The organism is Variovorax sp. GW822-FHT04A09 (genome assembly GCF_058801005.1).
Map to the genome: position 1 here is coordinate 183,435 of NZ_JBXAMV010000005.1, position 13,419 is coordinate 196,853.

Here is a 13,419-nt window from a genome sequence, read left to right on the forward strand (position 1 = left end):
GAACGAACGGAGACACAGATGGACAAGCTCAACACCCAGGGCGCACAAGCCCCGCAAGCGCCCCTGCAGGCCCATCAACTGGTCCGCCGCACCATCGCGCTGGTGCTGGCCGGCGGCCGGGGCTCTCGCCTCAAGCAGCTCACCGACCGGCGCGCCAAGCCGGCCGTGTACTTCGGCGGCAAGTTCCGCATCATCGATTTCGCACTGTCCAACTGCCTGAACTCCGGCATCCGGCGCATGGCGGTGGTCACGCAGTACAAGTCGCACTCGCTCATGCGCCACCTGCAGCGCGGCTGGAGCTTCTTGCGCGCCGAGCTCAACGAGATGGTCGACGTGCTGCCCGCGCAGCAGCGCATGGGCGACGAGCACTGGTACCGCGGCACGGCCGACGCGGTGTTCCAGAACCTGGACATCATCAGCACCCGCTCCACGCCGCACGACTACGTGGTGGTGCTGGCCGGCGACCACATCTACAAGATGGACTACTCCATCATGCTCAAGGACCACGCCGAGCGCGGCCTGGGCTGCACGGTCGGCTGCATCGAGGTGCCGCGCCACGAGGCCACGGCCTTCGGCGTGATGGCGGTGGACGACGGCCGGCAGATCACCAGCTTCCTGGAGAAGCCGGCCGATCCGCCCGCCATGCCCGGCCACCCCGACCTGGCGCTGGCCAGCATGGGCATCTACATCTTCGACTCGGCCTACCTGTACCGGCTGCTCGAGGAAGACAACGCCAACCCCGACTCGAGCCACGACTTCGGCAAGGACATCATCCCGCGCGCCGTGGCCGAGGGCCGCGCGCTGGCGCATCCGTTCAGCATGTCCTGCGTCACGCGCGCCTCGCGCGGGCCCGACGCCAGGGCCTACTGGCGCGACGTGGGCACGATTGATGCATTCTGGGCAGCCAACCTCGACCTGGCCTCGATCACCCCGGAGCTCGACATCTATGACACGGACTGGCCCATCTGGACCTACCAGCGGCAGCTGCCGCCGGCCAAGTTCGTGCTCGACCGCGAGGGCAAGCATGGCATGACGGTCAACACCATCGTCTCGGGCGGCTGCATCGTTTCGGGCTCGAAGATCAGCAGCGCGGTGCTGTTCTCGGGCGTGCGCATCCACTCCTTCTGCGAGATCAACGAAGCCGTGCTGCTGCCCGATGTGGAAGTGGGCCGCGGCTGCCGGCTGAACCGCGTGGTGATCGACCGCGGCTGCGTGATCCCCGACGACACGGTCATCGGCGAAGACGCCGAGGCTGATGCCGCGCGCTTCGAGCGCACGGAAACGGGCGTGGTGCTGGTCACGCGCGAAATGCTGCGCCGGCTGGCGCCCGACCCTGTTCCCACGGCCGCTTCCTGATCCACACCATGCGCATCCTCCAGGTCAGCGCCGAGCTGTTTCCCCTCCTGAAGACCGGCGGCCTGGCGGACATCGCCGGCGCCCTGCCCCTGGCGCTCATGGCCGCGGGGCAGGAGGCGCGCGCGCTGCTGCCGGGCTTTCCCGCCATCGTGGCCGGCGTGCGCGACCTGGTGCCGGTGGCCGAGTTCACCGCGCCCTGGGGCGAGCGCTTCGGCCTGCGCGCCGGGCACGTCGCCATCGCCGGCGCGCCGCCGATTCCCACCTACGTGATCGACGCGCCCGCGCTCTACGACCGGCCCGGCAATCCGTACGAAGACACGACGCGCCAGCCTTACAGCGACAACCACCGGCGCTTCGCGCTGCTGGGTTGGGCGGCGGCGCAGCTCGCGCAGGGGCTCGACCCCGGCTGGCGGCCCGACATCGTGCACGCGCACGACTGGCACGCGGCGCTCGCGCCCGCCTACCTGGCCTTCGCGCGGCGCGCGGGCGGCCCGCGCACGGGCAGCGTGTTCACGGTGCACAACCTGGCCTACCAGGGCGTGTTCGCGCCCTGGCACTTCGCCGAACTCGGGCTGCCGGCGCCGGCCTTCCACATGAACGGGCTGGAGTACCACGGCCAGATCTCCTTCATGAAGGGCGGCCTCTACTTCGCCGACCAGCTCACCACCGTGAGTCCGACCTACGCGCTCGAGATCCAGACACCCGAGCAGGGCTGCGGCCTCGACGGCCTGCTGCGCCAGCGCGCCGGCGTGCTCCGCGGCATCCTCAACGCGGTGGACGACCAGGTCTGGAACCCGGCCACCGACGCCGCGCTGGTGCAGGGCTACCAGGCGCCCGAGGGCCGCCACATGGCCGGCAAGGCGCGTTGCAAGTCGGTGCTGCAGCGCCAGCTGGGGCTGGCCGAGCGCCCCGACGCGCCGCTGTTCATCGTGGTGAGCCGGCTCACCGAGCAGAAGGGCCTGCACCTCGTGCTCGGTGGCCTCGACACGCTGCTCGCGCAGGGCGGCCAGCTCGCGCTGCTGGGCAGCGGCGAAGGCTGGCTCGAAGAGGCCTTCCGCCAGCGCGCGGCGGCGGCGCCCGCCTCGGTGAGCGTCACCATCGGCTACGACGAGACGCTGGCGCACCAGCTCTTCGGCGCGGGCGACGTGACGATCGTGCCTTCGCTGTTCGAGCCCTGCGGCCTCACGCAGATGTACGGCCTGAAGTACGGCAGCCTGCCGCTGGTGCGTCGCGTGGGCGGGCTGGCCGACACCGTCGTCGACTGCACGCTGGAAGACATGGCCAGCGGCGCCGCCACCGGTTTCGTGTTCGACCGCTTCGAGGACGCCGACTACGACCGCGCCCTGCGCCGCGCCTTCGCGCTGTACGAGCGCGCCCCCGACTGGCGCCGCGTGCGCGGCAACGCCATGCGGCGCCCCGCCGACTGGGGCACGGCAGCGGCGCAGTACATCGATGTGTACCAACGGGCGCTGGCCTGAAGCCCCCGCCCCACACCCCACCACCCACTCCGGGAACGCCCCCATGACGATCAAGGACTTCGCCTACGACCACCCCGACCGCGACGTTGCCGCCTTCAAGCGCGCGGTGGCCAACAAGCTGATCTACGCCGTCGGCAAGGACCCCGTGGCCGCCAGCCCCGACGACTGGCTGCACGCCACCGCGCTGGCCGTGCGCGACCAGCTCGTCGAGCGCTGGATGACGACCACGCGCGCCAACTACGCGCAGGACCTCAAGCGCGTGTACTACCTCTCGATGGAGTTCCTCATCGGGCGCACCTTCACCAACGCGCTGCTCGCCGTCGACCTGTACGGCACCGTGCGCGAGGCGCTGGCCGACTTCGGCGTCGACATGGCGGCGCTGGCCGAGCGCGAGCCCGATGCGGCGCTCGGCAACGGTGGCCTGGGGCGACTCGCGGCCTGCTTTCTCGATTCGATGGCCACGCTCGGCGTGCCCGGCATGGGCTACGGCATCCGCTACGAGTACGGCATGTTCCGCCAGCGCATCGTCGACGGCCAGCAGGTCGAAACGCCCGACTACTGGCTCACGCGCGGCAACCCGTGGGAGTTCCAGCGGCCCGAGGTGAACTACCGCGTGCGCTTCGGCGGCCACGTGCAAAAGCGCGAAGGCAAGAACGCGCCCTACGGCGCGGCCGACTGGGTCGACACGCACGACGTGCTGGCCGTGGCCTACGACACCATCATTCCCGGCTACGGCACGCAGGCCACCAACACCTTGCGGCTGTGGTCGGCGCGCGCCACCGAGGAGATCGACCTGTCGGCCTTCAACCGCGGCAACTACATGGCGGCGGTGGAGAGCAAGAACCACTCCGAGAACGTCTCGCGCGTGCTCTACCCCGACGACTCCACGCCCTCGGGCCGCGAGCTGCGGCTGCACCAGGAATACTTCTTCTGCAGCGCCAGCGTGCAGGATTTGCTGCGCCGCTACTTGCGCAACCACACGAGCTTCGACCAGCTGTCCGACAAGGTCAGCATCCACCTGAACGACACGCACCCGGTGCTGGCCGTGCCCGAGCTCATGCGCCTGCTGCTCGACGAGCACGGCCTGGCGTGGGACGTGGCCTGGGGCCACACGCAGAAGGTGTTCAGCTACACCAACCACACGCTGATGCACGAGGCCCTGGAAACCTGGCCGGTCGAGATGCTGGGGCGCATCCTGCCGCGCCACCTGCAGATCCTGTACGACATCAACGCGAAGTTCCTGGCCGCCGTGACGCAGACGCACGGCCAGGACGTCGAGCTGGTGCGCCGCCTCTCGCTGATCGACGAGACCGGCGAGCGCCGCGTGCGCATGGCCTACGTGGCGGTGCTCGCGAGTCATTCGGTGAACGGCGTGTCGGGGCTGCACTCGGAGCTGATGAAGCAGTCGATCTTTGCCGACTTCGCGAAGATCTTTCCCGAGCGCTTCAACAACAAGACCAACGGCGTCACGCCGCGCCGCTGGCTCGCCCAGGCCAACCCGCCGCTGGCCGCGCTGCTCGACCAGCGCATCGGCAAGGGCTGGCGGCGCGACCTGTCGCAGCTCGAGGCATTGCGCCCGATGGTCGCGCAGCCCGCCTTCGTGCGCGCCTTTCGCCATGCCAAGCGCGAAAACAAGCTGCGGCTGGCCAACTGGGTCGGCGAGCACCTGAAGCTCGACCTGGACACCGACGCGATGTTCGACGTGCAGGTCAAGCGCATCCACGAGTACAAGCGGCAGCTGCTCAACGTGCTGCACGTGATCGCGCGGTATCACCGCATCCTCGATGCGCAGGCCAACGGCGCGCCGGTCGACATCGTGCCGCGCGTGGTCGTGTTCGCGGGCAAGGCGGCCTCGGCCTATGCGATGGCCAAGCAGGTGATCCGGCTCATCAACGACGTGGCGGCCACCGTGAACGCCGACGCGCGCGTGGGCAAGCTGCTGAAGGTGGTGTTCCTGCCGAACTACAGCGTGAGCCTGGCCGAGATCATCATGCCGGCGGCCGACCTGTCGGAGCAGATTTCCACCGCGGGCACGGAAGCGTCAGGCACCGGCAACATGAAGTTCGCGCTCAACGGCGCGCTCACCATCGGCACGCTCGACGGCGCCAATGTCGAGATGCGCGAGAACGTCGGTCCCGAGAACATCTTCATCTTCGGCCACACCACGCCCGAGGTGGCCGACATCCGCGCCCGCGGCTACCAGCCACGCGAGATCTACGAAGAGAACGCCGAACTCAAGCGCGTGCTCGACGCGGTCCGCGACGGCGCGTTCTCGCCGGGCGAGCCGGCGCGCTACCAGGGCATCTACGACGCGCTCGTGAACTGGGGCGACCACTACCTGCTGCTGGCCGACTACGCGAGCTATGTCGCGAAGCAGGCCGAGGTCGATGCGCTGTACCGCGACGCGGAGGCGTGGACGCGCATGGCGATCCTCAACGTGGCGGGGATGGGGGCGTTCTCGTCGGACCGGACGATCGCGGAGTACGCCCACGAGATCTGGCACACCAAGCCGGTGATGCTCGGCTGAGGCGGGCGGGCCGGGCCCGCAAGATCAGCGCGGTTTGGCGGGGGCCGCCTCGGCCTCGGTGACAAAGCCGATGCGGCTCAGCCCGGCCTTGTTCGCGATGCCCATGAGCGCCACCACCTTGCCGTAGGGCACGGTCTGGTCGGCGCGCAACTGCACCTCGGTGTCCTTGCTGTCGGCGGCGGCCTTTTCGAGCTGGGCGGTCAGCTCGTCGTCGGTCACGGGCTTGTCGTTCAGGAAGACCTTGCCCGAGGCATCGACCGACAGGCTCACGAACTTCGGCGTGTCGTTGGGCTGGCCCGCGTCGGTCTGCGGCAGGTCGAGCTTGATCGAGCTGGCCATCAGCGGCGCAGTGATGATGAAGATCACCAGCAGCACCAGCATCACGTCGACCAGCGGCGTGACGTTGATGTCGGACAGCGGCCGCTGCCCGCCCGCGCCCATGGCCCGCCCGCCGCCTGCGGCGCTGCTGCCCAGTGAGATGCGTCCGAAGGCCATGGTGCGTGCTGCGCCTTAGACGGGCATCGGCCGCGCGGGCGGCGGTGCGGCGGGTGCCGGCGCTTCGCCGAAGCTGCCGAGCAGGTCGTGCGCGAAGCCTTCGAGCTCGGCTTCGACGCGGCCCACCACACGGCCGAAGACGTTGTAGGCCAGCACGGCCGGAATGGCGACGGCGAGGCCGAAGGCCGTCATGACGAGCGCCTCGCCGACCGGCCCGGCCACCTTGTCGATGGTGAAACCGCCGGTCTGGCCCGCGATGCCCGCCAGGGCACCGTAGATGCCCCAGACGGTGCCGAGCAGGCCGACGAAGGGCGCGGTGGCGCCCACGGTGGCCAGCAGGATCTGCCCGGCTTGCAGGCGCCGCAGCGCGCCGTGCAGCGCGCCACGCAGCACGCGCGTGAGGCGCTGGTTGCGGTCGACCGTGGCGCCCAGCGTGCCGCCGGGCGCTTCGGTGGCGGCCTGGCGCAACGCGGCCACGGCGGGACGCACGAGTTCGGCGCGGTCGAAGGCCTGGAGCTTCTGCTCGGCCTCGACCAGGGTGGCCGACTGCCAGAACGCCGCGATGCTGCGCAGCACGTCGCGCGTGCCGCCGCGCAGCAGCCAGGCTTTCCAGAGGATCACGACCCAGCTGGCGATCGACATCGCGAGCAGCAGCGCGGCCACCGAACGGCTGACGCCGTCACCGTGGGTCAGCAGTTCGAGCACGCTCATCCGCGTCCTTGGTTTTGTGCGCCTGGCTTAACGCAGGCCGAGTACGTCGAACATGTCGAACAGGCCGCTGCGCTGGCCGCTCAGGAAGCGCACCGCACGCAGCGCGCCCTGCGCGTAGGTCACGCGGCTGGACGACTTGTGGGAGATTTCGATGCGCTCGCCGATGCCCGCGAACAGCACGGTGTGGTCGCCCACGATGTCGCCGCCGCGGATGGTAGCGAAGCCGATGGTCGACGGGTCGCGCTCGCCCGTGATGCCTTCGCGGCCGTACACGGCGCAGTCCTTGAGGTCGCGGCCCAGCGCATCGGCGATCACCTCGCCCATCTTGAGCGCGGTGCCCGAGGGCGCGTCGACCTTGAAGCGGTGGTGGGCCTCGACGATCTCGATGTCGTAGCCGGTGGCCATCGCGCGGGCGGCCATGTCGAGCAGCTTGAGCGTGACGTTGACGCCCACGCTCATGTTGGGCGCCATCATGATGGCGACGTCTTTCGCGATCTCGGCGATCTCGGCCTTCTGCGCGTCGCTGAAGCCGGTGGTGCCGATCACGGCCTGCACGCCCAGCTCGCGGCACACGGCCAGGTGCGCCATCGTGCCTTCGGGGCGGGTGAAGTCGATCATCACCTGGGCGTCCTGCAGGCCGGTGCGCAGGTCGGCCACGATGGGCACGCCGCTGGTGAAACCCAGGAAGGCCGCGGCATCGGCGCCGAGGGCGGCGCTGCCTGCGATGTCGAGCGCGCCGGCCAGGCGGCAGTCGGGCGCGTTGCGCACGGCTTCGATGAGCATGTGGCCCATGCGGCCCGAGGCGCCGGCGATCGCCACCCGGCGCAGCGCGGGAGCGGAGGAAGAATCGGAAACGGAGGTGGGGGTGGTGGTCGGTTCAGTCACGGGGATTCGGTCGTTGAAAAGTCCCTACGGGAGCCATGGACACCGACGAAAGCCGCCCCACCGGTCCGGCGGGCACCGCCCGCAGGAGGGGTGGCCGCCGCCGGAGCCCGTGCCGCGCACGCTCAGCGCGCGGCTTCGAGCGGGGGGTAGGCGGCCGGCAGCGCGGGCATGGGGGCTGCCGGGGTGCCGGTGGTGTCGGCTTTCTTGTCGGCCTTGGGCGCGAATTTCTTGAGCTCTTCTTCGGTGGCCTCGAGCTGCGGCACCTTGCCGCTCTTGCGGCGGGTGTCGAGCGTGGCGACGAATTCTTCTTCGCTGGGCATTTCATCGCCCTCGAAGCGGTCCATGAGTTCACCGTTGAAGAACACGGTCAGGCGGCGCTCCTGCGGATCGACGCCCTGGCGGCGGATCGTGAAGACGTAGTCCCAGCGGTTGGCGTGGAAGACGTCGTTCAGCAGCGAGGTGCCGAGGATCTCGCGCACCTGCTGGCGCGACATGCCGGGCTTGAGTGCCGCGACCTGTTCCTTCGACACGAAATTGCCCTGCACCACTTCGACTTTGTAGGGGGTGACGGCAGACAGCGCGCCACGCGTGCGTTCGCTGAAACCGCTGCAGGCACCGAGGGCGAGCGTCGCCGCAATGGCAGCAACCAGCAACCAGGGCCGGCGTTGGAGGATGGCAGGCATGGGAGAAGAGGGGGTAGCGATATGATCGAACATTGTAGCGGCCGAGCCTGAAGGCCCGGCCTCAGCCCAGGGCGCAGGAACCATCATGGCCAACATCGACGAACTCAAGAACACCGGCCTCAAGGCCACCTTGCCGCGACTGAAGATCCTCGAGATCTTCCAGACCGGCAGCCAGCGGCACATGACCGCGGAAGACGTCTTCCGCGTGCTGCTCAACGAACACTCCGACATCGGCCTGGCCACGGTGTACCGCGTGCTCACGCAGTTCGAGCAGGCCGGCATCCTGGAACGCAGCCACTTCGAAAGCGGCAAGGCAGTCTACGAACTGAACGAAGGCACGCACCACGACCACCTGGTCTGCACCTCGTGCGGCAAGGTCGAGGAGTTCTACGACGCCGAGATCGAACGGCGCCAGCAGATGATCGCCAAGGACAAGGGCTGGGTCCTGCAGGACCACGCCATGTCGCTGTACGGCCTGTGCGGCGACTGCGTCAAGAAGCGCTGACGCCAGCCACCCCGCGAAAGCAGAAAGCAGCCCTTCGTTTCGAAGGGCTTTTTTCTTGCCTGTCTCAGTCCGGATCGCGCCCGCTTTCCATCGCCTTGTGGTGGCGGGCCACGAAGTCGGCATAGGTGTCGATGCCGCGCAGCTGCAGGATCGAGTTGCGCACCGCGGCTTCCACCAGCACGGCGATGTTGCGTCCGGCCACCACCTGGATGATGACCTTGCGCACCGGGATGCCCAGCACGTCCTGCGTGAGCGGCGCCGAGGGCATGCGCTCGTAGTCGCGCTCGAAGCTGTCGCGCCGCACGAGGTGCACGATGAGCTTCAGGCGCATCTTCCGGCGCACGGCCGTCTCGCCGAAGATCGCGCGGATGTCCAGCAGGCCGATGCCGCGCACCTCCAGCAGGTTCAATAGCAGGTCGGGGCAGCGGCCCTCGATGGTGTTCTGGTTGATGCGGTACAGGTCGACCGCGTCGTCGGCCACCAGGCCGTTGCCGCGCGAGATCAGCTCCAGGCCGAGCTCGCTTTTGCCCAGGCCCGACTCGCCCGTGATCATCACGCCCATGCCCAGGATGTCCATGAACACGCCGTGCATCGAGGTGCGCTCGGCGAAGTGCTTGGACAGGTAGGCGCGCAGCAGGTCGATCACGAAGGCCGACGACTCGCGCGTGGCAAACAGCGGCAGCTGGGCGCGTTCGCAGATCGACAGCAGCTCGTCGGGCGCGGCCTGGCCGTCGGCCAGCACCAGCATCGGCGGCTCCAGCGTGACGATGCGCCCGATGCGGCGCACGCAGTCTTCCTTGCTGCCGCGCGTGAGGTAGGCCACCTCGCGCGCGCCGAGGATCTGCACGCGGTACGGGTGGATGTAGTTCAGGTAGCCGACCAGGTCGGCGGCCGACTGCGCGCGGCTGATGACGTCGGGGTCGAACTGGCGCTCCGAGGCGCCCAGGCCCGCGAGCCATTCCCAGCGGAGCGACCCGCGGAACTCCTCGAACATGGCATCGGCGCTGATGACGGTCGGCTTCATGCGTGCGGCGGCCGGCGCGGGGCGCCGGCATTCTGGTCAGGATGGAGGGAGAGAAAAGCGTCGCCGCAGCTTATCAGCAGCAGCGGCAGGCCCGGCACGGGCGCTCAGGCGACCTGGGTCGACTGCCAGCCGGCGATGAGGCCGTGCAGCGCGGCGGCATCGGTGCTGGACTTGATCTGCTCGCGCAGGCCGGCGTCGCTCAGCAGCTCGGCAATTTCGGACAGGATTTCAAGATGCTTCTGCGTGGCCGCTTCGGGCACCAGCAGGAAGATCAGCAGCGCCACGGGCTGCTCGTCGGGAGCGTCGAAGCCGATGGGGTTCGCCAGCTGGAACACCGCGGCCATCGGCGCCTTGAGGCCCTTGATGCGGCCATGTGGAATGGCGACGCCGTGGCCCAGACCGGTGGAGCCGAGGCGCTCGCGCGCAAACAGGCTGTCGGTGATGAGGGCACGGCCCAGACCGTGAAGGCTCTCGAACAGCAGGCCGGCTTCTTCGAAAGCACGCTTCTTGCTGGTGGCGTCAACGCTCACGAGCACTTGAGCGGGCGGCAGGATGGACGCGAGGCGATTCATGGTGGGGTCAGAGCGGGGGCGATTATGCACCTCCTCGGTAAAAACCCCCAGTCCCCCTAATTACTTTCGTCTACATGTGTTGCCGTGAGGCGTCGCTTCCTCTGGAGGCCCTTGCAAAGCCCCACCAATGTGGTCGGACAAACAAAAGGCCGCCCGAAGGCGGCCTGAGATGCGGGGCGCGGGGCCCGGCGTTTACATCACGCGCTTGGGCGCCACGTGATGGTGGTCCTGCAGGCGATCCTTGTGGCGGACCACCTGGCGGTCGAGCTTGTCGACCAGCTCATCAACCGCGGCGTACAGATCAGCGTGGCTCGATTCCGCGAACATGTCATTGCCCTTGACGTGAATGTTGCACTCCGCCCTTTGGCGGCGTTCCTTTTCCTTCTGCTTTTCCACCGTGAGGATCACCTTGACATCGACCACCTGGTCGAAATGTCGCGTGATCCGGTCCAGCTTGCTCGTGACGTAGGTGCGCAAGGCAGGTGTGACGTCGAGGTGATGACCGCTGATCGTCAAATTCATGAATGACCTCCTGAGAATTGACGGTTGGGGAAATGACCGCGCTCCGGGATGAAGCGTGGCCGGCGAAACAGGTGAGGTTGGGAGAGAGGGAGAGAAGAGGAAGGGAGATGAAGAAAGGGGGCGGTCGGATTCACTATGCCCAAGCTGTCACGGTATTGCAATACCGGGGCTTGCCCGAGTGACGGGCCGGTGTATTGCATGCCCTAATCCGCTATTGATTCCATAGCTGCCCCCGTGCAGTGGCATGCCGTTGCGGCACATTGGAAGCAAGTGTTTCCATGTGCAGCGCGCAGTGACCCTCACGCCCGAAGGGCCGGCCCGTTCAGCGCCAGGCGGCGCGCATGCGGTTGCGCAGGTCGATCACCGCGGCCGGCGGCGGCACCGCGGGCGGCAGCACCGGCGGCGGCGGCCAGGTCTGCAGCTCGAAGCCCGCCAGATCGGACTCCGTGATGAAGCGGGTGCGGTTGGCGTACAGGTGCCGGTCGCCGCGCGCCGCCTGCTGCGTGATGTGGAAGCGCTGCGGCATCACCAGGTGCAGGTGGTCGCGGGCCCGCGTCATCGCCACGTAGAGCAGGCGCCGTTCTTCTTCCAGCTCGTGCGCGCCCTGCGCCACGTCGGCCGGCATGCAGCCGTCGACCACGTTGATCACATGCACCGAGTTCCACTCCTGCCCCTTGGCCGAATGGATGGTCGACAGGATCAGGTAGTCCTCGTCGAGCGAGGGCGGGCCAGGCCGGTCGCTCGTGGCTTCGGGCGGGTCGAGCGTGAGCTCGGTGAGAAAGCGCTCGCGCGAGCCATAGCCGGCCGCCAGCCGCGCCAGCTGTTCGACGTCGGCACGGCGCACGCCCGAGGTGTCTTCGTACAGCCGCTCCAGGTGCGGCTGGTACCACTGCATGGCCACCTCCACATCGGCCGGCCACTGCAGCGACGGCGCGCGCAAGGCGGCATAGGCCTGGGCGAAGTCGGCCCACTGCTCGCGCGCGGCCGACGGCGGCACGAAGTCGCGCACCGCCGCGGCCGGGTCGCCCGCCTGGTCCATCGCGTCGAGCAGGCGCGTGCCTGTGGCCGGCCCCACGCCGGGAATGAGCTGCGTGACCCGGAAACCCGCCATGCGCCCGCGCGGGTTCTGCGCGAAACGCAGCACGGCGAGCAGGTCCTTCACGTGCGAGGCCTCGAGGAACTTGAGCCCGCCGAACTTCACGAACGGGATGTTGCGCCGCGCCAGCTCCAGTTCGAGCGCCGCGCTGTGCGACGAGGTGCGAAACAGCACCGCCTGCGACTTCAGCGCCAGCCCGCCCTCGCGATGCGACAGGATCTTGTCGGCCACCCAGCGCGCCTGCCCGGCCTCGTCGGGCACGAGCACCAGCACCGGCTTGCCGGCCGAGGGCTTGTCGGTCCACAGCGTCTTGGCGTGCCGCTCGGCGGCCTGCGCGATGACGCGGTTCGACACGTCGAGGATCGGCTGCGTCGAGCGGTAGTTGCGCTCCAGCGTGACGATGCGCGCGGCCTGCGAGAACTGCGAGGGAAAGTCGAGGATGTTGCGCACCGTGGCGCCGCGGAACGAGTAGATCGACTGCGCGTCGTCGCCCACCACCGTCACGCCGCGCCCGTCGGGCTTCATCGCACGCAGGATCTCGGCCTGCAGCAGGTTGGTGTCCTGGTACTCGTCGACCAGCACGTGGTCGAAGCGCGCGCCGACGTGCGCGGCCAGCGCGGGCTCGGCGACCATCTCGGCCCAGTAGAGCAGCAGATCGTCGTAGTCGAGCACGTTCTGCTGCTGCTTGGCCTCGACGTAGGCGCCGAATAGCGTCTTGAGCTGCGCCTCCCACTCGGCGCACCAGGGAAAGCTGTCTTTCAGCACAACGGCCAGCGGCGCGCGCGTGTTCACGCAGCGCGAGTAGATCGACAGGCAGGTGCCCTTGCGCGGGAAGCGGTTGACCGTGGACGACAGGCCCAGCTCGTGCCGCACCAGCCCCATGAGGTCTTCGGCGTCGCCGCGGTCGTGGATGGTGAAGTTCTCGTCCAGCCCGATCTGCGCGGCGTATTCGCGCAGCAGCCGCGCGCCGATGCCGTGGAAGGTGCCAGCCCAGGGCAGCGCGGGCGGGCGCTCCGACTTCAGGCCCAGCACGCGCGCCAGCACCTGGCCCGCGCGGCGCTCCATTTCCTGCGCGGCGCGGCGCGAGAAGGTGAGCAGCAGCAGGCGCTGCGGATCGACCCCGTCCGCGATCAGGTGCGCCACGCGGTGCGCCAGCGTGCTGGTCTTGCCCGAACCGGCACCGGCGATCACGAGCAGCGGCCGGTGGTCGGCGCCGACCGCCGCGCCCACGCCGTGCTCGACCGCCGCGCGCTGGTCGTCGTTGAGCGCGGCGAGCGCCGCGGCCAGGCGCTCGGCTTGCGTCTTCGGGGGGGTGGAAAGAACGTGGGACGCAGGGGTCTGCATGGGCACGACTTTACTGTATGTCCGTCCAGTTCGAGTGCCTTGTCGCCCTGTGGCCGGTGACATAATCGCGCCTCGCTGCAACCGGAGACTCCCCATGGAAACCGCCCCGTCTCGGCAGCTTTCAACTCCCTGGCGACGCTGCGCGTGATGTACTGACGCCGGGTTCGCGGGAATTGAAAGCGCCCCGCCCTCGCCCATCGTTCAGTCACCCCCGGGAGTGA

The 13,419-nt window shown here is 68.8% G+C and carries 12 protein-coding genes; 4 read left to right on the forward strand and 8 right to left on the reverse strand.

Annotated features, from left to right (window positions below; translation table 11 throughout):
* The first annotated feature begins 18 nt into the window (after positions 1-18).
* From glgC to AC1RLW_RS24245, 3 genes are read left to right on the forward strand one after another with little or no spacing between them, the layout of a single operon-like run.
* Positions 19-1,356: a glucose-1-phosphate adenylyltransferase gene (gene glgC / locus AC1RLW_RS24235; protein ID WP_493195444.1), complete on the forward strand. Its 1,338-nt coding sequence runs from the start codon at positions 19-21 to the stop codon at positions 1,354-1,356.
* Between the two features lie 8 nt (positions 1,357-1,364).
* Complete coding sequence (glgA, locus tag AC1RLW_RS24240; RefSeq protein ID WP_493195445.1) at positions 1,365-2,834, forward strand: glycogen synthase GlgA; 1,470 nt, start codon at positions 1,365-1,367, stop codon at positions 2,832-2,834.
* A gap of 43 nt (positions 2,835-2,877) precedes the next feature.
* Entirely contained in the window at positions 2,878-5,361 is a 2,484-nt protein-coding gene (locus AC1RLW_RS24245) for a glycogen/starch/alpha-glucan phosphorylase (protein ID WP_493195446.1), read from the forward strand.
* Between the two features lie 24 nt (positions 5,362-5,385).
* Here the strand turns inward: AC1RLW_RS24245 and AC1RLW_RS24250 are convergent, their stop codons facing one another.
* From AC1RLW_RS24250 to AC1RLW_RS24265, 4 genes are all read right to left on the reverse strand, one after another.
* Entirely contained in the window at positions 5,386-5,856 is a 471-nt protein-coding gene (locus tag AC1RLW_RS24250) for an ExbD/TolR family protein (RefSeq protein WP_493195447.1), read from the reverse strand.
* 15 nt (positions 5,857-5,871) lie between these two features.
* Entirely contained in the window at positions 5,872-6,567 is a 696-nt protein-coding gene (locus tag AC1RLW_RS24255) for a MotA/TolQ/ExbB proton channel family protein (RefSeq protein WP_095743304.1), read from the reverse strand.
* A gap of 27 nt (positions 6,568-6,594) precedes the next feature.
* Positions 6,595-7,395 carry a 4-hydroxy-tetrahydrodipicolinate reductase gene (dapB, locus tag AC1RLW_RS24260; RefSeq protein ID WP_493195589.1) on the reverse strand — a complete coding sequence of 267 codons (801 nt, stop codon included), beginning with the start codon at positions 7,393-7,395 and terminating at the stop codon, positions 6,595-6,597.
* 179 nt (positions 7,396-7,574) lie between these two features.
* The gene (locus AC1RLW_RS24265) at positions 7,575-8,135 is read right to left on the reverse strand and encodes an outer membrane protein assembly factor BamE (RefSeq protein WP_062481043.1); all 561 of its coding nucleotides are present in this window, start codon (positions 8,133-8,135) and stop codon (positions 7,575-7,577) included.
* A gap of 85 nt (positions 8,136-8,220) precedes the next feature.
* Here AC1RLW_RS24265 and fur point away from each other — a divergent pair, with 85 nt between their 5' ends.
* Positions 8,221-8,640: a ferric iron uptake transcriptional regulator gene (gene fur / locus AC1RLW_RS24270; RefSeq protein ID WP_062481042.1), complete on the forward strand. Its 420-nt coding sequence runs from the start codon at positions 8,221-8,223 to the stop codon at positions 8,638-8,640.
* A gap of 64 nt (positions 8,641-8,704) precedes the next feature.
* Here fur and hprK read toward each other — a convergent pair whose 3' ends face one another.
* From hprK to AC1RLW_RS24290, 4 genes are all read right to left on the reverse strand, one after another.
* Positions 8,705-9,664, reverse strand: a complete 960-nt coding sequence (gene hprK, locus AC1RLW_RS24275) for an HPr(Ser) kinase/phosphatase (protein WP_062481041.1) — start codon at positions 9,662-9,664, stop codon at positions 8,705-8,707.
* 104 nt (positions 9,665-9,768) lie between these two features.
* Positions 9,769-10,236, reverse strand: a complete 468-nt coding sequence (locus AC1RLW_RS24280) for a PTS sugar transporter subunit IIA (protein WP_042581318.1) — start codon at positions 10,234-10,236, stop codon at positions 9,769-9,771.
* A gap of 192 nt (positions 10,237-10,428) precedes the next feature.
* Entirely contained in the window at positions 10,429-10,758 is a 330-nt protein-coding gene (gene hpf / locus AC1RLW_RS24285) for a ribosome hibernation-promoting factor, HPF/YfiA family (RefSeq protein ID WP_013538898.1), read from the reverse strand.
* Between the two features lie 322 nt (positions 10,759-11,080).
* Positions 11,081-13,198: an ATP-dependent helicase gene (locus tag AC1RLW_RS24290; protein WP_493195448.1), complete on the reverse strand. Its 2,118-nt coding sequence runs from the start codon at positions 13,196-13,198 to the stop codon at positions 11,081-11,083.
* Positions 13,199-13,419 lie beyond the last annotated feature (221 nt).

Coding starts and splice junctions, on each gene's coding strand:
- glgC (WP_493195444.1), top strand. CDS start 19: ATGGACAAGCTCAACACCCAGGGCGCACAAGCCCCGCAAGCGCCCCTG.
- glgA (WP_493195445.1), top strand. CDS start 1,365: ATGCGCATCCTCCAGGTCAGCGCCGAGCTGTTTCCCCTCCTGAAGACC.
- AC1RLW_RS24245 (WP_493195446.1), top strand. CDS start 2,878: ATGACGATCAAGGACTTCGCCTACGACCACCCCGACCGCGACGTTGCC.
- AC1RLW_RS24250 (WP_493195447.1), bottom strand. CDS start 5,856: ATGGCCTTCGGACGCATCTCACTGGGCAGCAGCGCCGCAGGCGGCGGG.
- AC1RLW_RS24255 (WP_095743304.1), bottom strand. CDS start 6,567: ATGAGCGTGCTCGAACTGCTGACCCACGGTGACGGCGTCAGCCGTTCG.
- AC1RLW_RS24265 (WP_062481043.1), bottom strand. CDS start 8,135: ATGCCTGCCATCCTCCAACGCCGGCCCTGGTTGCTGGTTGCTGCCATT.
- fur (WP_062481042.1), top strand. CDS start 8,221: ATGGCCAACATCGACGAACTCAAGAACACCGGCCTCAAGGCCACCTTG.
- hprK (WP_062481041.1), bottom strand. CDS start 9,664: ATGAAGCCGACCGTCATCAGCGCCGATGCCATGTTCGAGGAGTTCCGC.
- AC1RLW_RS24280 (WP_042581318.1), bottom strand. CDS start 10,236: ATGAATCGCCTCGCGTCCATCCTGCCGCCCGCTCAAGTGCTCGTGAGC.
- hpf (WP_013538898.1), bottom strand. CDS start 10,758: ATGAATTTGACGATCAGCGGTCATCACCTCGACGTCACACCTGCCTTG.
- AC1RLW_RS24290 (WP_493195448.1), bottom strand. CDS start 13,198: ATGCAGACCCCTGCGTCCCACGTTCTTTCCACCCCCCCGAAGACGCAA.